The following is a 20155-nucleotide window of genomic DNA, read 5'->3' on the forward strand; positions in this document are numbered from 1 at the left end:
TACCATTCGATAACATGTGTGGTTTAACCCTCAATCAATTGAAAGAAATAAATTACTTTTACATAAATGAACAGTGTTTTACTTAATATAAATAACCTATCAATTAGTTTTAAAAATGATGGTATAAGTCAATCCATTATTAAAAACATTTCTTATTCTATATATGAAAATGAAATCGTTGGTATTGTAGGTGAGTCTGGTTCTGGAAAATCAGTGTCTTCTTTGGCTATACTTGGCTTATTACCAAAACGTATATCTAAAATCACATCTGGTCAAATTACATTTAACGAGTCAGATTTAACACAACTTAGTAATAAACAGTTTCAAACCATAAGAGGTCAAAAAATAGCGATGATTTTTCAAGAACCGATGAGTTCTTTAAACCCATCTATGACCTGCGGGAAACAAGTTGAAGAAATTTTGTCTCAGCACACCAAATTGTCAAAAAAGCAGATAAAAGACGAAACCCTTTTGCTTTTTGAAAAAGTAAAACTACCAAATCCAGAACGCGTTTATAAAGCTTATCCACATGAGATTTCTGGAGGGCAAAAACAACGTGTTATGATTGCTATGGCTATTGCCTGTAAACCTCAACTATTAATTGCTGACGAGCCAACCACTGCTTTAGATGTAACCGTTCAAAAAGATATTATAACTCTTTTAAAAGAGTTACAAGCCGAAACAAAAATGAGTATCATTTTTATTACGCATGATTTAAGTTTAATCTCAGAAATAGCTAATCGTGTACTAGTTATGTACCAAGGTGAAATAGTGGAGCAGAACAGTGTTGAAAACATTTTTAATGATCCTAAACACCCTTACACTAAAGCTTTAATACAATCTAGACCTTCTTTAAAAGTCCGTTTAAAGACATTACCGACTATTGCAGATGTTTTAAATGATACTGTTTCTAACACTATTGTGACTAGAGACATGAGACAAATCCAGCATAAAAAAATATATTCCAAAGCTCCATTATTAGAAGTCGTTAACCTTGAAAAAGAATATGTATCAAAATCTGGTTTTTTCGCCAAAGCGGAAACTTTTAAGGCAGTCAATAACGTTAGTTTTAAATTATATGAAGGTGAAACCTTGGGATTGGTAGGCGAATCAGGTTGTGGAAAATCTACATTAGGAAATGCTATTTTACTTTTAGATAAAGCTACAAAGGGACATATTTTATATAATGGAAAAGATATTACAAACTTAACTAAAGCCGAAACTAAAGCAATTAGAAAAGATATTCAAATTATATTTCAAGATCCATATGCTTCTTTAAACCCAAGACTTACCATAGGTAATGCTATTATGGAACCCATGAAAGTCCATAAGTTGTATACTTCTGATACTGAACGTAAAGCAAAAGCTATTGATATTTTGAAGCGTGTTGGTCTGGAAGAATCTGCTTTTAATAAATATCCACACCAATTCTCTGGTGGTCAAAGACAACGCGTAGGTATTGCACGTACTATTGCTTTGCAACCAAAGCTGATTGTATGTGACGAGTCCGTGTCTGCTTTAGACATTTCTGTGCAAGCACAAGTTTTAAATTTGTTAAATGAATTGAAGGAAAATTTTGGTTTCACCTATATATTTATATCTCATGACTTAGCTGTAGTCAAATACATGAGTGACCAATTATTGGTTATGAATCAAGGTAAAATTGAAGAGTTAGACGATGCAGATGTTATTTACAACTCGCCTAAAAAAGACTATACAAAAAAATTAATCTCAGCAATCCCTAAAGGGTTATAGCATAAATACTTTTTTTGTTAAATACAAAACACTGTTAATAAAACTAATCGTGTTTTGAATTCTTTTTTTTAAATTTTTTAAAAACATAGTAGGTTAAGTATTTGGTAAATTTGAAACAAAAAAGTTTAACATTTTAGGTTAAGTCATGGTAGACTTGGCTTTATGTTAAATGGTTAGGTTTGGGATTTCAAACATACAACCTCATTTTAAAATAATCAGACAAAAAGCATTATTTTTCGATGAAATACATATTATTTTAACATTTAATGGATTTTTCTTACATTAAAATGCTTTTTTCAATTGTTTGGTTGTTAAAACACCTCGTGTTGGATAATAGGTTCTTCCATAATTAGAGCGTCTATCTTCACCCAATCTAGCTGCAACTTGATTGGTCATTTTAATTACAAACACTTCTTCTGCATTAGGAAAAGATAAATCTCGTCCATCTGCATCTATTTTTTGACCTTTGGAAGAGTGGTCTTGTTTTCTATAATGGTAATCTTGTGTATCGTACAACTCGTTATAACAGTGTATTAATTCATGGGACAATAACGAGACTGGAGAGTTGTAGCCTTTATTGCGTCTAAACCATTTTTTCTTATGGTTTTTTCTAAAATAAACACCATGAGTGTCATAAAATAAAATGGTATTGTATTTTGGACTATACGCATTTTTTTGAGCAGGAATAATGGTGATGTTATTATCTGTATCTGCTACTAACACATCTATAACATCTATTTGGTGTGTTTGGTCGTCTTCTTTAAAAGTAATTGTTAATGCACTTGATTTTACTAGAAAATCTAAAGCTATAGTTGTGTTTCTTAAAAATCTATCATCTATTATAGAGTAATTTCTATTCTCTAGATAACGGTATTTTTTAAAAGTGTTTTCAAGAGTTTTTATCCGCATTATATAACCATTTCAGGGATATCACCTTCTACAATTAAAGTCCCTTCTGTAGCTTTTTTAATATCTTCAACCGATACACCAGGAGCACGTTCTAATAGCTTAAAGCCTTTATCTGTGACTTCAATAACTGCTAAATTGGTTACTATTTTTTTGACACATCCAACACCTGTTAATGGTAAACTGCATTGCTTGAGCAACTTAGATGCTCCTGCTCTATTAGTATGCATCATGGCAACAATAATATTTTCAGCACTAGCTACTAAATCCATTGCACCACCCATCCCTTTTACCATTTTTCCTGGTATTTTCCAATTGGCAATATCTCCATTTTCTGCAACTTCCATTGCTCCTAAAATAGTTAAATCAACATGTTGACCACGTATCATAGCAAAACTAGTTGCGCTATCAAAAAAACTAGCTCCAGGAAGCGTCGTTATGGTTTGCTTGCCTGCATTAATAATATCTGCATCTTCTTCGCCTTCAAAGGGAAAAGGTCCCATACCTAATACTCCATTTTCTGACTGAAATTCTACTTGTATATCATTACGTACATAATTAGCAACTAATGTTGGGATACCAATACCAAGGTTAACATAGTAATCATCTTTGACTTCTTTTGCTATACGTTTTGCTATTCCTGTTTTATCTAACATGTTTTTAGTTTAAAATTATAAGTATTTAAAATTGAAAGTCTGTCCACACAAACGCTAATAAACTTTAGCGCACTTACAACTTTTAACTTTTTTGTCTAACCGTTCTTTGTTCAATACGTTTTTCATAGGTTTTACCTTGAAAAATACGTTGTACAAATATACCTGGAATGTGTATTTGATTAGGGTCTAAATCGCCAACAGGAACCAACTCCTCTACCTCAGCAACTGTTACTTTAGCTGCTCCAGCCATACATGGGTTGAAATTTCTGGCAGTACCTTTAAAAATCAAATTTCCTGCTGCATCACCTTTCCAAGCTTTTACAAAAGCAAAATCGGCTTTAAAGGCATGTTCTAACACATACATTTTACCATTAAACTCTCTTGTTTCTTTGCCTTCTGCGACTTCTGTGCCATATCCTGCTGGTGTATAAATAGCAGGAAATCCAGCTTGCGCAGCACGACAACGTTCTGCTAAAGTACCTTGCGGAATCAGCTCGACATCCAACTCACCTGATAACATTTGTCTTTCAAACTCATCATTTTCTCCAACGTATGATGATATCATTTTTTTTATTTGCTTTTTTTGAAGTAATAAACCAAGCCCAAAATCGTCCACTCCTGCATTATTTGAAATACACGTTACACCCTTCACGTTACGTTTTACCAACTCTGCTATCGCATTTTCTGGTATACCACTAAGTCCAAAACCTCCAAGCATAAAGGTCATATTATCATTGACACCTTCTAGTGCTTCTTCTACAGAATTTACTGTTTTAAGAATCATTATTTTCTAATTTTAAAGTGGTTTAAATTTAAGAAATAAAAAAGCCATTCTAAAGTGAATGGCTTTTATTTTTATGATAAATAGGTTTAAGGTTGCATTTCTAATTCGTCTGGTACATCATCTTCTGGGAGATCCAATCCTGGTGAGTTACCATCATTTGGAACATAGTTTTCGCAGTTTACTTCAATAGATAAATTAGAAGGACGCGGAAAATCTGATTTTGACACGTTCAAAGTCTCATCTTCATAACAGCTTTTCATGTACATTCCCCAAATTGGTAAAGCCATAGCTGCACCTTGACCATATTTTGTTCTGCTAAAATGCGTCGCTCTGTCTTCTGCACCAACCCAGACACCAGTGACTAAGTTTGGTACCATACCCATAAACCAACCATCGGACTGGTTTTGAGTAGTGCCTGTTTTACCAGCTATAGGATTAGTTAGTTCATAAGGATATCCTGTAACCACTTCTCTGTAGGAAGCATCCCATTTATCTCTTCCAACGGTTCTTAATCTACTACCTGAACCAGATTCAACTACACCTTGCATTAGCTTTACAGTTACATAGGCAGTTTCTTCGCTTAACACATCTCTAGTTTCTGGTACAAATTGGTATAAAACCGTATCATTTTTATCTACAATTGTAGTGACCATAACAGGCTTAGTATACACACCTTGATTTGCAAATGCAGCATAGGCGCCAACCATTTCGTAAACACTTACATCAGGAGTACCTAAAGCAATAGAAGGTACTAATGGAATCTCTGAAGTAATCCCAAGATTCTGAGCTAATTCTGCTACAGGTTGTGGGCCAACTTTATCCATTAATCTAGCAGTAATAGTGTTTACAGAGTTAGCTAACGCTTGTTTTAAAGTTAGCTCTCCACTGTAATCTCCACTATTATTTTTTGGTGACCATGGTTCTGGATTACCAAATTTATTGGCTTCAATAGTTATTGGAGCACGAGGTAGTTTATCGCATGGTGACATATGCAACTGGTTAATTGCTGTTGCATAGACAAAAGGTTTAAATGTCGACCCTACTTGACGCTTTCCTTGCTTGACGTGATCATATTGAAAACTTCTGTAGTTCATACCACCAACCCAAGCTTTTACGTGACCTGTTTGCGGATCCATGCTCATCATTCCTGGATGTAAAAAGTGCTTGTAATAACGCATGGAATCTATTGGTTTCATGATGGTATCCACTTCGCTAGGTTGTCCATTTTTATCCCATTTAAAAACCGTCATTTTTGCTGGTTTATAAAATGACGCTCTAATATCTTTTTCGCTTTTACCTGCTTTTTTTAGTATTCTCCAACGTTCTCCACGACTCATTGCATTATACATCAATTGCTCTTCTTCTTCTTTAGTCAATCCTAAAAAAGGAGCTGTTGGATTTCGATCTGGCGTGTTTTGATGAAAAAACTCAGCTTGCAATCTTGGCATGTGTCTGGCAACTGCTTCTTCTGCATATTTTTGCATTCGTGAATCAATAGTCGTGTAAATTTTTAACCCATCATTATTGATGTTATATTTACTACCATCTGGTTTACGGTTTTTAGGATCGTTAATCCAATCTTTCATAAAGTCCCTTAGATATTCTCTAAAATATGTAGCAGTTCCTGCACTGTGTGAATCTGGAGTGTATCGTAACCCTAAGTCTGTTTTTTGCAGCGAGTCTTTTTCTTTTTCAGTGATATAACCGTATTTGGCCATTTGTGCAAAAACTACATTTCGTCTTGCTTTTGTTTTAATAGCTCGTTCTCCTTTATCTTTTAATGGATTGTATAGTGAAGGGTTTTTAAGCATCCCAACTATCATAGCAGATTCTTTTAAACTCAATTCTTTAGGTTCTTTACCTCCAAAATAAATTCTGGATGCTGAGCGGATACCATCCGCATTGTTATCAAAATCAACAATATTAAGGTATTGAGCTATAATTTCTTCTTTAGTGTATTGACGCTCTAAACGAATAGCAATAATCCATTCTTTAAATTTCTGTAACACTCTTTTAACCTTATTACTAGATGCTCTTTTGGTAAATAGTTGTTTTGCTAATTGCTGAGTAATTGTACTAGCTCCACCACTTCCTGGTTTTAAAATAGCTCGTAATGTACCACGACCATCAATACCAGAATGTTCTAAGTATCTCACATCTTCTGTTGCAATTAATGCATCAACTAAATGTTGTGGTAGTTCATCATAACTTACAGGAGTACGGTTATCTCTAAAATAAAACTTACCCAGTGTTTCTCCATCAGAGGAAATAACCTCAGTTGCTAAATTAGTTTTAGGGTTTTCTAATTGTGTGTGATCAGGCATTTCACCTAAAACTCCCCAAGACGCTAATAGAAACAGTAGTACTACTGAAAGTAATCCGCCTAAAAATAACATCCAAAACCAACGCACATACTTTTCGAAGCCTGTCTCTTCTGCTTTATTTGTCTTTGCCATATTTTGACTTTTATTCTGTTTTTTCTATTCTGAAACCTACATCTGTAATACCCTCTAGGTTTACAACACCATTGACCTCTCCATTATTCCGCATTGCATGTTTGATACTAACCGTATAAGTCCCATTTTCATTAAATATTACACCTTCTTTGTACCATAATTTATTGTTTTTAACAGCTGTTAACCCTTCGCCTAACCATTCTCCATTTTTTTGGGTCATTTCATACTCTAAGGTATCTGTCAAGGTTTTTCCATGAGGAAAATTCATTTCTACAATTAAGTATAAATTACTGAATTTATAAGCATTTGTGTTTCTAACATTTACAAATACATTGTAAGGTTTAATCGAGTCAGGCACATCAATTTTGAAGCTTACAATGTCTTCTTTATTCCAAGCTGTAGACACACTTTTATACTCGTCAAAAACTGCTTTAGAGTCACAAGACATAACAAGTACTAACAATAAAACAAATAGGATATTACTTGCTTTCATTGGTTTTATTATTATTGTTTTGTGCTTTTTTTCTATTAGGCTTTCGTTTTGGCTTCCTATTATTTGATGTATTATTATTATTGGTTTTAGCTTCAACGGTATTACGTGTTGATTTTTTATTACGGTTTCTATTGTTTTTACGTTTTTTATTGTGTTTTAGACTATCAAAACGTGTTAAACTATCTTGACCAACAACGTTTTCAAACTCTGTTTTAGTATCTATAATAAGATCTGCAGCATATTCTTCTAGGCTTGCTACTTTTTCTTTTTTCTTGTTTAATTCTATAATTTCTTTGGCTTGTGCAGCTGTAATTAAATGCCAATTCATCCACTCACCTTCATAAGCATACCACATATGACCCTTAAAAATATCTGTTTTTTGGCATACTGCAGTTCCTTTTTCTGTATATAATTTAGCGTCAGTTTTTGGAAATGCTTTTAAAGCATCTAAATACGAATCTAATTCGTAATTTAAACAACATTTTAGTTTACCACATTGTCCTGCAAGTTTTTGTGGATTTAATGATAATTGCTGGTAACGTGCTGCACTTGTGCTTACAGATCTAAAATCTGTTAACCAAGTAGAACAACACAACTCGCGACCACAAGAGCCTATACCTCCAAGTCTTGACGCTTCTTGACGGAAACCAACTTGTTTCATTTCTATACGAATACGAAATTCTCTTGCGTAAATTTTTATAAGTTCTCTAAAATCTACTCGTTCTTCTGCGGTATAATAAAACGTGGCTTTACTTCCGTCTCCTTGAAATTCGATATCTGAAATCTTCATTTGTAATTTCAAATCAATTGCAAATTGACGTGCTTTAACCTTCATTGGTTCTTCTTTATCACGTGCAGTGCTCCAAATATCAATATCTTTTTGAGAGGCTTTTCTATAAATTTTCCAAACGTCGTTTTTGGTGTCTATTTTTTTACGTTTAATTTGAACGCGAACTAATTCTCCCGTAAGGGTAACCATTCCAATATCATGACCAGATTGTGCTTGAGTTGCAACAATGTCTCCTATACTTAGTGTTAAATTTTCTGAATTATGATAGTAATGTTTTCTACCGTTTTTAAAACGGACTTCAACCCAATCAAAAGGTTTTTCTCCATTTGGAACAGACATGTTAGCTAACCAATCAAAAACGGTTAATTTATTGCAACTATCTGTGCCACATGTTCCGTTATTCTTACAACCTTTTGGTTGTCCGTCTTTACCTGTAGCGCAACTTTGACAAGCCATACTATTTATGTGTATATATTGAATCTTAAGGGTTTAGCCAAAAGATGACGATTAATAATTTAGTTGTACATACTAAAATGCAGTAACAACTCTTCTAATTTGTAAAGATAAGATTATTTAGATGACTTTAAAATATAAAAAAAGCACGATAACAATTATCGTGCTTTATGTTGTATTTAGTATGCAGTTACTTTTTAAGTGTTTCAAATATATTACGTAAATCCTTCTTATACGGTAAGTGATCTGCGCGTCCTTTTTTAAAGATATCGTTACTATTTCCTTGTCCTTTTCTAAGAGCTTTTTGCTCTTCGTATGGTAGTGCGTGAATGTTCTTACAGGTCGAAGAACAGCAGTTATCCATCTCTGTTTTACAGTCTTCACATTGTATAAATAATAAGTGGCATGCATCATTAGCACAGTTAACATGTGTATCACACGGTTTACCACATTGATGGCATTGCGCGATAACGTCATCACTAATTTTCTCTGCACGACGCTCATCAAACACAAAATTTTTACCAATAAACTTGTTTTCTATACCTTCTGCATTGACTTGTCTTGTGTACTCAATAATTCCGCCTTCCAACTGATAGACGTTTTTAAACCCTTTGTGTTTATAGTAGGCACTTGCTTTTTCACAACGTATACCACCAGTACAATACATAAGTAAATTTTTATCTTCCTTGTGCTCTCTTAAGTCTTCTTCAATGATATCCAAAGATTCTCTAAAAGTATCTACATCTGGTGTTATTGCTCCATCAAAATGTCCAATTTCGCTTTCGTAATGATTACGCATATCTACACAAACTGTATTTGGATTGTTTAACATGTCATTAAATTCCTTTGCAGATAGATGTACACCTTTGTTAGTGACATCAAAAGTGTTATCGTTTAAACCATCTGCTACAATTTTTTCGCGAACTTTAACTTTAAGCTTTAAAAAAGACATGTTGTCCTGTTCTATTGCAATGTTAAGTCTAAAATCTTTTAAAAAATCGATGTTGTCTAAATGCTGTTTAAAATCTTTAAAATGATCTGCTGGAAGAGATAGTTGTGCATTAATCCCTTCGGTAGCGACATAAATACGACCAAGGACGTCTAAACTGTCCCATTTAATAAATAATTGGTCTCTAAATTCTTGTGGATTACTAATGTGAGCATACTGGTAAAACGATAGTGTTAAACGTTCTTTACCTGCTTGTTTTATAAGTTCTGCTCTTTCATTAGCGCTTAATTTGTTGTACAGTTGCATGCTATACTTAGTTTAAGTGTTAATAAAAAGTTTTTGCAAAGGTATTATTTTTAGTGATCTAGACAATTTAAGGGTAAAAAAAAGTCCTTTACGCTTTGCAAAGGACTTTTAATAGACTAACTCGTTAATAATTTTTTAATGTTTTGGATTAAAAAATGTTACGAGTTAACCTCCATCGGCTTTACAACTACTATTAAGTAGAATAGCAACTGAAACGCCTAATGTTTTTGTAAAAACTAATCTTTTTAAATATTTCATACCTTAAAAATTTTCAAGGATTAACATTTTAAAAGTGGTATAAATAATTCTTTTTCATAGCATAATTTTTCCACTTCAATAAGTAGATGCAAAAACTTTAAAAAGGTTGCGTGAGAAAATTAAATTTCTTTAAAAAAGTAGTATTTTAGCATAGAAATTTTAATAAAAACGAGGTATGAGTAAAGAAAAAGACGCTAAACTAAAAGCATTACAATTAACATTAGATAAACTAGATAAAGCTTACGGAAAAGGGACTGTGATGAAAATGAGTGACGCAGCAGTGGTTGATGTAGATGCTATCCCATCTGGTTCTTTAGGTTTAGATATTGCATTGGGAGTTGGTGGTTACCCAAGAGGTAGGGTTATAGAGATTTATGGTCCAGAATCTTCTGGTAAAACAACGTTAACCCTTCATGCTATTGCAGAAGCACAAAAAGCAGGTGGAATTGCTGCTTTTATAGATGCAGAGCATGCTTTTGATAGATTTTATGCAGAAAAACTAGGGGTAGATATTGATAATTTAATTATATCTCAACCAGATAATGGTGAGCAAGCACTAGAAATTGCTGATAATTTAATTCGTTCTGGAGCAATTGATATTGTTGTTATTGACTCGGTTGCAGCCTTAACACCTAAAAGTGAAATTGAGGGTGAAATGGGTGATTCTAAAATGGGATTACATGCACGTTTAATGTCTCAAGCCTTAAGAAAATTAACTGCCTCAATTAGCAAAACTAATTGTACTGTAATATTTATTAACCAATTACGTGAAAAAATTGGTGTTATGTTTGGTAATCCAGAAACCACTACTGGTGGAAATGCACTTAAGTTTTATGCTTCTGTACGTTTAGATATAAGACGTTCTACACAAATTAAAGACAGTAATGGTGAAGTACTTGGTAACAAAACCAGAGTTAAAGTAGTAAAAAATAAAGTCGCACCACCTTTTAGAATGGCTGAGTTTGATATAATGTACGGAGCAGGTGTAAGTAAAGTTGGAGAAATATTAGATGTAGCTGTAGAAAAAGAAATAATTAAAAAGAGTGGGTCTTGGTTTAGTTACGATGACACCAAGCTTGGACAAGGTAGAGATGCTGTAAAGCTTATTATTAAAGATAATCCTGAACTGTTTGAGGAGCTAGAAGAAAAAATAAAAGTAGCTATTAAAGAGAGTCTTTAAAATACAAATCCCGATTAATTCGGGATTTTTTTAATTAGTGACGCAACCTTTTTGAAGTTTGTGCATCTACCAATAAACAAACTTGAGTTAATTTAAAATGAAAAAGCTTTTTACTGCTATTGTAGTCCTTTGTATGCTGTCCTCTTGTAGTTTGGATAAAAATCCTCCAGAAAGCTATTTAGAACCAGTTCCGATTTCAAGTGCATCTATGCCAGAATATTTTACTCAAGGTGAGACTTATCAAATTGATATATCTTACTTAAGACCTACAGATTGTCACTATTTTCATGATATTTATTCTGTAAGAGAAGATAATGTTATTACTCTTGCTGTTATCAATTCGGTATCAGATAATGGTAATTGTCAACCTAGTAATATGGCAAAAGAAAGTTCTTTTGAATTTTTAGCTTCTGATTCTGGTAGTTATACATTTAAATTTTGGCAAGGTGAGGATGACCAAGGTGAAGATTTTTATTTAATAATGGAAGTACCTATAGAGTAAAAAAAGTATTAACCAATACATTGTTTAAAATTGAGTTTAGACCAACTCATACATAAATGCAAATCCAATGATACTAAAGCACAAAGCGAATTATACCAGCTTTATTCAAGCAAGTTATTCTCTGTTAGCTTAAAGTATTCAAGTTCTCATGCAGAAGCAGAAGACAATTTACAAGATGCGTTTATTACTATTTTTGATAAAATAAAACAGTACAAAAACAAAGGTAGTTTTGAAGGTTGGTTAAAGCGAGTCACTATAAATACTGTGTTACAACGTTACAGAACACAAAAGGTATTTGACATAGTAAATGAAGAAGCAATAGTTGACGAAAATGTTGAGATTGAAGAGGATGATGTTAGTATAGATTTTTTATTAAAATGCATCCAAGAGTTACCAGACAGATATAGGTTAGTTTTCAATCTGTATGTATTAGATGGTTACTCTCATAAAGAAATAGCAGATATGTTAGCAATAACATCTGGAACAACAAAGTCTAATTTAGCAAGAGCTAGACAGATATTAAAAGAAAAAATAGTAGAATATAAAACGGGATTAAACTCCCAATCGTTATAAATGAGTACAAAAAAGAACATAGATCGTCTATTTCAAGAGAAATTTAAAGAGTTTGATGTCAAACCAGACCCAAAGGTTTGGCAAAATATACAATCTCAATTACAACAAGACCAAGATAAGTCTGTAGCAATTATTCCATTATGGCTTAAGCTATCTGGTATTGCTGCTTCTTTAGCCCTATTATTATTTTTAGGAAAGTCTATATTAAACGCTACTGACACTTCAGAACTACCATCATCAGTTGATTCGAATAATACAATTGACAATAAAAAACCTATAAATAATACTACAAAGGATGTTTTTATTAAACCTACAAAAGGGAATGATTCTAACACCCAAGACAACATAAATCATTCTAATACAATTGATAATTCTCAGATAGTCAACACTAATAATCCTAAAGCATTAGATAATCCAAACTCTAATTCTAGTGATAAAAACACTAACTACAATAAAGCTAACAAAACAACAATTAGTTCGGCAAATGTATCCAATAAAATCAACCCATTACATGTAAACCAACAAGACGCTATTTCTAATCAAAATAACACTAACACAGTTGCTAAAAACACCAATGTGTCGACTACAGACAAGAGTAATAGAATTAATAATAACTCAGACGTTGTTAACACAAATCTTAATAAAGATAAAAGTGTTTTAGACAATAATAAACTTGACAATAGCATCAATGACGCTATTGTCGAAAACAAAATAGAAGAACAAAATAAAGAGCAAGAAAAATCATCTATTGAGGATGCTATTGCTAAAAATAATACTGAAGACCTTATTGAAAAAGAGGAAGTAAATAACAGGTGGAGTGTTAATGCTAACATTGCGCCTGTTTATTACAACAGTTTTGGACAAGGCTCTCACATACATGAACAATTTAATCAAAATGACAAATCCGGACAAGTTAACACCAGTTATGGAGTAAAAGTAGGATATGCTTTAAATGACAAACTAACTGTTAGATCTGGTATTAATCGTCTAAATTTAAGTTACAACACAGAAGATGTTGTGGTTTACGAAAAAATTACAACCAATACAGACAACACTGCTACGCTTAAAAATGTAGATTTTACAAGCACAAGTAATGGTCATCAATTAAATATGATTAGTGCCAAAAATGTAAGTGTAATGGAGGTTAGTAAAAGCTTTAACGCAGCTATTAATCAAAGTATGAGTTATTATGAAATCCCTCTAGAAATAGAATACAAACTATTAGATAAACGCTTTGGTATTAATTTAATTGGAGGAATCAGTTCTTTTGTATTAAATGACAACGAAGTTATATCTGATTTAAATGGAACCAAAACAAAAATAGGAGAAGCTAATAATATCAATCCGCTTAGTTTTAGTACCAACTTGGGTATTGGTTTAAATTACAAGTTTAATAATACTTTGATTTTTAACCTTGAACCTACTTTTAAGTACCAATTAAATGCATTTAATGATACATCTGGTAATTTTAATCCATACATTTTAGGGTTATATACTGGATTTAGTTATAGATTTTAAGTTTAGTTTTTAGTTTAAAGTGTCCCTTTTAATAGGGAAAGCAATGATGAAAAAAGTTACTCTGTGTCAGAGTAACTTTTTTAATTTATTACACTATGTAATTCTTCTAAAATAATTTCTCTTGATTTTTGGTTCAGCGTTTTTGTGTCCTCAATAGTCAATTTTTCAGTTGGGATAAATTGATGCATTTTAGCTCTCATAATTCCAGGTCCACCACTAAAAAAAGTGTAAGAAAATCTTTGTTTATTATCCAGAAACGTAATAGGCACAATTGGAGTTTTGTGGTTAATAGCCAAACGGAATGCACCATCTTTAAACTCGTCTAACAAAATATGTTCTTCTGGAACTAAGCCTTCCGGAAAAATACAAATACTTAACCCTTGTTTCAATCTTTTTTGAGCTCTTAAAAACACAGCCTGTCTGCTTTTAGCACTACTTCTATCTACCAAAATACAAGTACGTTTATAGAAAAAACCAAACAATGGTATTTTTGCCAATTCAGCTTTACCAACAAATACAAACGGATTTTTAACAGTTACAAGCATGAGCATGATATCAACCATTGAGGTATGGTTAGCAATAAACATGTAACTTTTTTTTGGAACAGGTTTTTGCAAATATTCAATTTTGGTTATAAAACCCATACCTACTAAAATAAATCTTGCCCAAAAACGTGCTAGCTTAAAAAAATAAGGGTACCAAGACTCTTTTGAAATAGATAGTAATAAAACAGGAAATAAAATAATAATGGGTAATGCTACTAAAATGTAGAACCAAATACGATATAATGTCCAAAAAATATACTTAAATACTATCATTAGCTGTCAAAACTAATTAAATTTATTGAGCTATTCTACTAAAAAAATTACCTTTGCTTTCAAGTTTAATTAAAAAAGATTCCGCTTTAGCGGAATGTGAGCATGGCAAGAATACTTACAGGAATACAAAGTACAGGAACACCACATTTAGGGAATATATTAGGAGCATTAAAACCAGCTATTGCATTAGCAAATGATGCAAAAAACGAATCGTTTTTGTTTATTGCAGACTTACATTCTTTAACTCAAATTAAAGATGGTGAAACTTTAAGACACAACACTTATTCTACTGCTGCTACTTGGTTAGCATTTGGATTAGATATTGATAAAACTGTATTTTATAGACAAAGCGATGTGCCACAGGTTACTGAATTGGCTTGGTATTTAAACTGTTTTTTTCCTTTTAAGCGTTTGGAGCTGGCACACAGTTTTAAAGATAAAGCTGATAGATTAGATGATGTTAATGGTGGACTATTTACCTATCCTATGCTAATGGCTGCAGATATTTTATTATATGATGCACAGATAATTCCTGTTGGAAAAGATCAAGAACAACATATTGAAATGACGCGTGATGTTGCTTCACGTTTTCATGCAAAAATGGGAGACACTTTTGTGCTACCAGAAGCCAAAATCCAAAAAGACACCATGCTGATTCCTGGTACAGATGGCGAAAAAATGAGTAAAAGTAAAGGCAATATTATTGATATCTTTTTACCAGAAAAGAAATTGCGTAAACAAATCATGTCTATAGAAACTGATAGCACACCACTTGAAGACCCTAAAGATTGGTCAACTTGTAACTGTTTTGCTTTGTATAGTTTATTAGCTTCAGAAAAAGATATAACGACTATGAAAAATAATTACCAAAACGGTAATTACGGTTATGGTCATGCTAAGCAAGCTTTATATGAGTTAATCTTAGACACCTTTAAAACAGAACGCGAACGTTACAACCACTTTATGGCTAACTTAAATGAAATTGATGACGCTTTAGCTAAAGGCGCACAAAAAGCTAAGCTTGTTGCAGATGACGTACTAAAAAGAGTTAGAAAAAAGGTTGGGTATTAATTTTTAATAATTCTAACCATTTTAAATCTTTTGTTAATATCCTTTATTTTCAAAAAATAAACGCCTTCACTAAGATTAGATATATTTAATTGATTAGCATTTATTTCAGTTAAAATTAATTGCCCTAAACTATTATATACTTTTAATGAAGCTATTTCTGTCTTCGATTTTACTGTTAATATAGACTTGGTTGGATTAGGAAATACTGCAATGTCATCAATGGTGTTTTCTGAAATACCAAGTGATTCACAAGAATCAAAAACAACATCAAATCTATTTGCGAAGTTTCCAATTTCTGAAGAAAAAGAATAGGATTGAGCTGTTAAATTGTGACAAACATTTAGCGCATTATCTTTTAAATAAACAGTTTGATTATTAAAAAAATCACCTTGAAAATGATCAATAGATAAAGTAAATATTGTTGGTGATTGTATAGAGGAGAAGAACCCTAACGAAACGACTTCGTTTACAGTTAAACTACTAGAAGCTTTACCCTGAATGACAAACTTTTTATTGGATTGAGGAATGTTAAAATACACTAAAGCGTTTTGTCCTAAAGGCGCATGTTCAAAAGCATCATAGGCTTTTCCATCATCTGCATCTGAAGCATTGTTGACGTAACCTAATAAAATTTGACTATGTACTCCAGTGTCAGAACTTAGGTTAAACCATATTTTATTTTCCAAACTATTTGAAGCTCTAAAAAATTGATTGTTGTTATCAGTTACTCGCATTGTGTTATTAAAAAACACAGTTCCGTTAGATGAAGGTACATTATCTGAATAGTTGACAAAAACACCTTGAGCAGAAGGTATAAACCTATTAGGTACATTGCCTATATCTCCTCCCGCAATTTCACCTGTTAGATTAATCATTGCATAATCACTAGAATCAAAATTAAGTGCTTGGTTACCGTTTGCAGTTGCACTTGCACTGGTGTTATGTGACCATATAAGTATTAAGCCATCAATGACACCATCCGTATTTGTTCCAAGAGGATGATTATGCATGTTACGTTCTAAAAACGCATCTACATCAATAGCTGATGGATACGGATTACCAATAAAAATAGGATTATCGTCTCCAATTTCAAAATCATTTCTTGTAACTGGAACATTAATATTACCTGTATTAAAACAACCAGTAAAACTTAATGGTATTGGTGTATTACTAGACGCTCTGACAGCTAGACCTATTCCAGGTTCCAAAATTAAATTAGAATTGGCTAACACCCAATCGTCACCATTATCGTCTATCCCATCATATATTACTCCTAATCCTGGTACACAGGTATTATCATTAAAAGTCTCATAGCATGAATCCTGAAAATTAGCAGAATTAAACCAATACCTATAATTATTTATCAGCGTGTTATTGGACATTATATCACCTACTGTACTTCCGTTTAAAGGACTACTTATATAAGTTACCTCTGTATTGGAATTAGTTACTGCTGTTATTTTTTGAACTGATCCAGATCCATTTCCTTGTAAAAAGAACACGCCTGTATCGCTATTCTGCACAAAAGCACCTGTGTGATTGACTAGTATTTGTCCTGAAACAATCGTGTTATTTTCTACCTCAACATAATCTAATGAACTAATTTCTAACACAAAAGGTGCATTAATAGTTAGTGCACAAGCACTAAAACTATTAAAGGAAGATGTATTATAATTACCATTTATAATGGCTTCTTTAGTTAAATCTGGTAAACCGTTATCCCAAGTACTTCCATCCCAAGTGGTAGAATTAACACAAGGATTTGTACAGCTTATTAAAATGTTTTCTTGTGTTGTTAAACTACCACACTCGTTATAAACTGTATGTGTCACAGTATAAATACCTTCTGCTGGAAATACAAACACAGGATTGGTATATTGAGTATCATTACCAGCTCCTGTAAGATCAATAATTCCATCGTTATCAAAATCCCATTCATGGGTTTCGTAAGTTTCGTTAGCTAAAAAAGTGTAAGACAAACAATTTGAAACATCCACTGTATAAGTGAAATCTGCATTTTGAGGTGCTTCTGGTTGTACGTTAATAGTAATAGGAAGTACAACATCGCAAGCATTAGTGTTTATAGGCACGCTAAAAACACTATTAAACACACGTCTTAATTCTAGATTGACATTTGCCTGAATATCATTTAATATAACTTCGGCACTATTTAAATCGCTTACATAATAATTTGTAGTTACTAACGCGTTAGTTAGCTGAAAATGGTTAGATGGATCAGTAACATCCCAATATTGGTATTCTAGATTGGATACCAAACACAGTTCTTGACCCAATTCTGCATCTTGACCACAAATTAAATCGTAAGATGTTTGAATATTTGCACTATTAGTAACAAACTTATCTTCTATTAATTCTATATTATCAAATAAAACGCTACTATTAGTATTAGTGGTTGAATAAGCATTTAAAATTAAACTTTGATAATCATCATTAGCGGTAAAACAGAATAATGATTGTTCCCATTGATTGCTTGTAATATTGTTTTCTGAAGCAATTTGTTGAACAGGTAAACCGTTTAAAATATCTACAGTTCCACCACAGGAACCTCCAGTAAAACTACCAGAGTTAATAGCATTGTTATCACTTAAATAAACTTGGTAGCTTGCTGCTGTATTAATAATCCATTTATTTCTGTTAACCGAAAGTAAATAATTTACATTATTAAATACATTAACATTGGTCAATATTGCTTCCCCATTATTGGGTTGACCCGAAGTACAACCATATAACGCAACAGCGCCTTCACCTGTACTACCTGGAAGATTAAAATAATTAATATTACCACATTGTGATTCTGTACAAGGTATAGAAAAATCGTAAAATGAGGGGCTACCATTCATTGCAAACCAACCGTCTAATTCGCTTGGTCCATTTCCGTTAGTATTCATATGATACGCCATGTTGAATGGATTAAACGATGGTAAATTTGCTAATGTTGGATCTAAAAATTCAGAATTACATATTAAATTACAAGTACTAGCATTAATACAATTTAAAGTATTACAAATGGTAACAATGATATTTACATAAGCTGTATTACCAAAATTACCAGCAGTATCCATTGGTTTGTAGGTTAACTGAAGGTTTCCTACGGTATTTGGCGTTACTAAAAATGTTCGGTTAGGTGCTGTTCCAGTAAAGGTTGTTATTAAGTTTCCATTTAAGCTTAAATCTGTTACTTCTAGCTGTAATCCTAAGTCTGACACGTCATTACTCAATAAATCTTGTTCTAAAATGCTTAAAACAGAACCTTGACAACTATCTATGGTAGGTTGTGTTAATGGATCCTGAAAATCATTTACAGCAAAAACCAAAGGTGCACAACTACTGTACGACACAATATTACTAGGGTGATTACTTAAACTAGTTACAATTGCAGGATTACCAAACTCTATAATATTGTTATTTCCAAACTGAGTAGACAGATTATAGTCCAAATTACAAAACACGTCAAACTCATCTGGACTAGGTCGTCTTGGACTTTCTACAGTCACTGCATAAGCCATTATGTAGTCACTTACAGGAAAGTTACAGTCGTTGTTTAAATCTATATGGCTTAAACTAGATCCAGCAGAATAGGTTGCAGGAGTATGTACAGGTAAATCGTTATCTCCTAATCTAACTTCTGATGTGCTTGGACAGCCATTAGTAATAGTATTAATGTTTAACGCACTATTAAACACCCAATTGGTTCCAGTATTGACAATTAAATCGTCACCTAAATCATTATGCAATAAATTATCATATTTTAAGTAAGTGTTTCCGTTTTTAGGGTTTCCGTTTTCGTCTATTCCAGAAGCAAACCCTAATGCGTGCATAATTTCATGTAATAAAACTGCATACATGTCAAAAGAATTAGTGCCGAAAATTCCTGCTGGATTAGTATAATCACTGTACCACGAATGGAAAAAATTTACTTTAATGTAGCCATCCCAAGAATTAGCATCGTTAGAACCTGTATTTATGGCTTTCCAAACTTCACCTTCTACAATAGTTCCAGGTGGTACTGAAGCATAATTATAATAGGATGATGCAGATGCTAAAGTCTGGCTAACTGTATAATTAGATTCTATTTCAAATTTGACAGGTTCTACGACTCCTGTTGAAGGATTCTCAATGATAATTTGCTCTAAATCGGCAAATATTTGAGCAATAACATTTCTAAAATTTACATTATTATTAAAATCTGAAATACTTCCATCTAAAACATTATCAGTTAAATACACTGAAAATAATCCTTCTGGTGAAATATAATCTGGTGTTAATGGTATTGCTCTAAATTGACCTGTTTGAGTAACATTAATTTGTTTATGATGCTGATTTCCAAATCTATCCACTAAAACATCTTCAAGTTTATGCTTTAAGTTTTGATGATTGTCTAATGTAAAATGACTGTTATTTTGACATTGGTCAATAGCGTTAGTGTCCTCTATTTCTCCGCAGGTAAATAGCATTGGTTCTTCATTTTGAGCGTAAACACCTAGGCACATAATATATATGGCTAAGTTTAATAAAATTACACTCAATTGTTTTACCATGACTTACGGTATTGATAATATAGACTGTCCGCTTTTAGTAAAATTAATAACTAAAAAAATAGTAATCAATTTACTTATTTTGATTGAATACGTAACGCATTATATTTTTAGATTAAATATAAAAGTAA

15 protein-coding genes are annotated in these 20155 nt (G+C 32.5%); 6 read left to right on the forward strand and 9 right to left on the reverse strand.

Features of this window, described 5'->3' with window-relative positions; genetic code table 11:
* Positions 1-66: 66 nt before the first annotated feature.
* Positions 67-1755, forward strand: coding sequence for an ABC transporter ATP-binding protein (locus Ollyesu_RS04690; protein ID WP_279302643.1), 1689 nt, complete (start codon positions 67-69; stop codon positions 1753-1755).
* 282 nt (positions 1756-2037) lie between these two features.
* On the opposite strand, the gene Ollyesu_RS04695 is transcribed toward Ollyesu_RS04690, so the two are convergent.
* From Ollyesu_RS04695 to Ollyesu_RS04725, 7 genes are all read right to left on the reverse strand, one after another.
* Positions 2038-2664, reverse strand: coding sequence for a hypothetical protein (locus tag Ollyesu_RS04695; RefSeq protein WP_279302644.1), 627 nt, complete (start codon positions 2662-2664; stop codon positions 2038-2040).
* On the reverse strand, positions 2664-3317 hold the full coding sequence (locus Ollyesu_RS04700; protein ID WP_279302645.1) for a 3-oxoacid CoA-transferase subunit B: 654 nt from the start codon (positions 3315-3317) through the stop codon (positions 2664-2666). The genes Ollyesu_RS04695 and Ollyesu_RS04700 overlap by 1 nt, the downstream gene beginning before the upstream one ends.
* A gap of 82 nt (positions 3318-3399) precedes the next feature.
* Entirely contained in the window at positions 3400-4101 is a 702-nt protein-coding gene (locus Ollyesu_RS04705) for a CoA transferase subunit A (protein WP_279302646.1), read from the reverse strand.
* 86 nt (positions 4102-4187) lie between these two features.
* Positions 4188-6557, reverse strand: a complete 2370-nt coding sequence (locus Ollyesu_RS04710; RefSeq protein ID WP_279302647.1) for a transglycosylase domain-containing protein — start codon at positions 6555-6557, stop codon at positions 4188-4190.
* 10 nt (positions 6558-6567) lie between these two features.
* Positions 6568-7050, reverse strand: a complete 483-nt coding sequence (locus Ollyesu_RS04715; RefSeq protein ID WP_279302648.1) for a gliding motility lipoprotein GldH — start codon at positions 7048-7050, stop codon at positions 6568-6570.
* Positions 7037-8296 carry a regulatory iron-sulfur-containing complex subunit RicT gene (gene ricT / locus Ollyesu_RS04720; protein ID WP_279302649.1) on the reverse strand — a complete coding sequence of 420 codons (1260 nt, stop codon included), beginning with the start codon at positions 8294-8296 and terminating at the stop codon, positions 7037-7039. The genes Ollyesu_RS04715 and ricT overlap by 14 nt, the downstream gene beginning before the upstream one ends.
* Positions 8297-8483: 187 nt before the next feature.
* Positions 8484-9548: a rhodanese-related sulfurtransferase gene (locus Ollyesu_RS04725; protein WP_279302650.1), complete on the reverse strand. Its 1065-nt coding sequence runs from the start codon at positions 9546-9548 to the stop codon at positions 8484-8486.
* Positions 9549-9981: 433 nt separating this feature from the next.
* Between Ollyesu_RS04725 and recA the strand changes: the two genes are divergently transcribed.
* The 4 genes from recA (at position 9982) to Ollyesu_RS04745 (ending at position 13579) form a co-directional block, all read left to right on the forward strand.
* Positions 9982-10986, forward strand: coding sequence for a recombinase RecA (gene recA, locus Ollyesu_RS04730; RefSeq protein ID WP_279302651.1), 1005 nt, complete (start codon positions 9982-9984; stop codon positions 10984-10986).
* A 97-nt stretch (positions 10987-11083) separates the two neighbouring features.
* On the forward strand, positions 11084-11488 hold the full coding sequence (locus tag Ollyesu_RS04735) for a hypothetical protein (protein WP_279302652.1): 405 nt from the start codon (positions 11084-11086) through the stop codon (positions 11486-11488).
* A 30-nt stretch (positions 11489-11518) separates the two neighbouring features.
* Positions 11519-12061 (forward strand): sigma-70 family RNA polymerase sigma factor, encoded by a 543-nt coding sequence (locus Ollyesu_RS04740; RefSeq protein ID WP_279302653.1) that lies wholly within the window; start codon positions 11519-11521, stop codon positions 12059-12061.
* A complete protein-coding gene (locus Ollyesu_RS04745; protein ID WP_279302654.1) occupies positions 12062-13579 on the forward strand; it encodes a hypothetical protein in 1518 nt (505 codons plus the stop codon).
* 80 nt (positions 13580-13659) lie between these two features.
* On the opposite strand, the gene Ollyesu_RS04750 is transcribed toward Ollyesu_RS04745, so the two are convergent.
* A complete protein-coding gene (locus Ollyesu_RS04750; RefSeq protein ID WP_279302655.1) occupies positions 13660-14397 on the reverse strand; it encodes a lysophospholipid acyltransferase family protein in 738 nt (245 codons plus the stop codon).
* 102 nt (positions 14398-14499) lie between these two features.
* On the opposite strand from Ollyesu_RS04750, the gene trpS reads away from it, so the two are divergent.
* Positions 14500-15468 carry a tryptophan--tRNA ligase gene (gene trpS / locus Ollyesu_RS04755; RefSeq protein WP_279302656.1) on the forward strand — a complete coding sequence of 323 codons (969 nt, stop codon included), beginning with the start codon at positions 14500-14502 and terminating at the stop codon, positions 15466-15468.
* Here the strand turns inward: trpS and Ollyesu_RS04760 are convergent.
* Complete coding sequence (locus tag Ollyesu_RS04760) at positions 15465-19979, reverse strand: T9SS type A sorting domain-containing protein (RefSeq protein ID WP_279302657.1); 4515 nt, start codon at positions 19977-19979, stop codon at positions 15465-15467. The genes trpS and Ollyesu_RS04760 overlap by 4 nt on opposite strands.
* Between the last annotated feature and the right edge of the window lie 176 nt (positions 19980-20155).

Origin of the sequence: Olleya sp. YS, from assembly GCF_029760915.1 — a bacterium.
GTDB lineage: Bacteria > Bacteroidota > Bacteroidia > Flavobacteriales > Flavobacteriaceae > Olleya.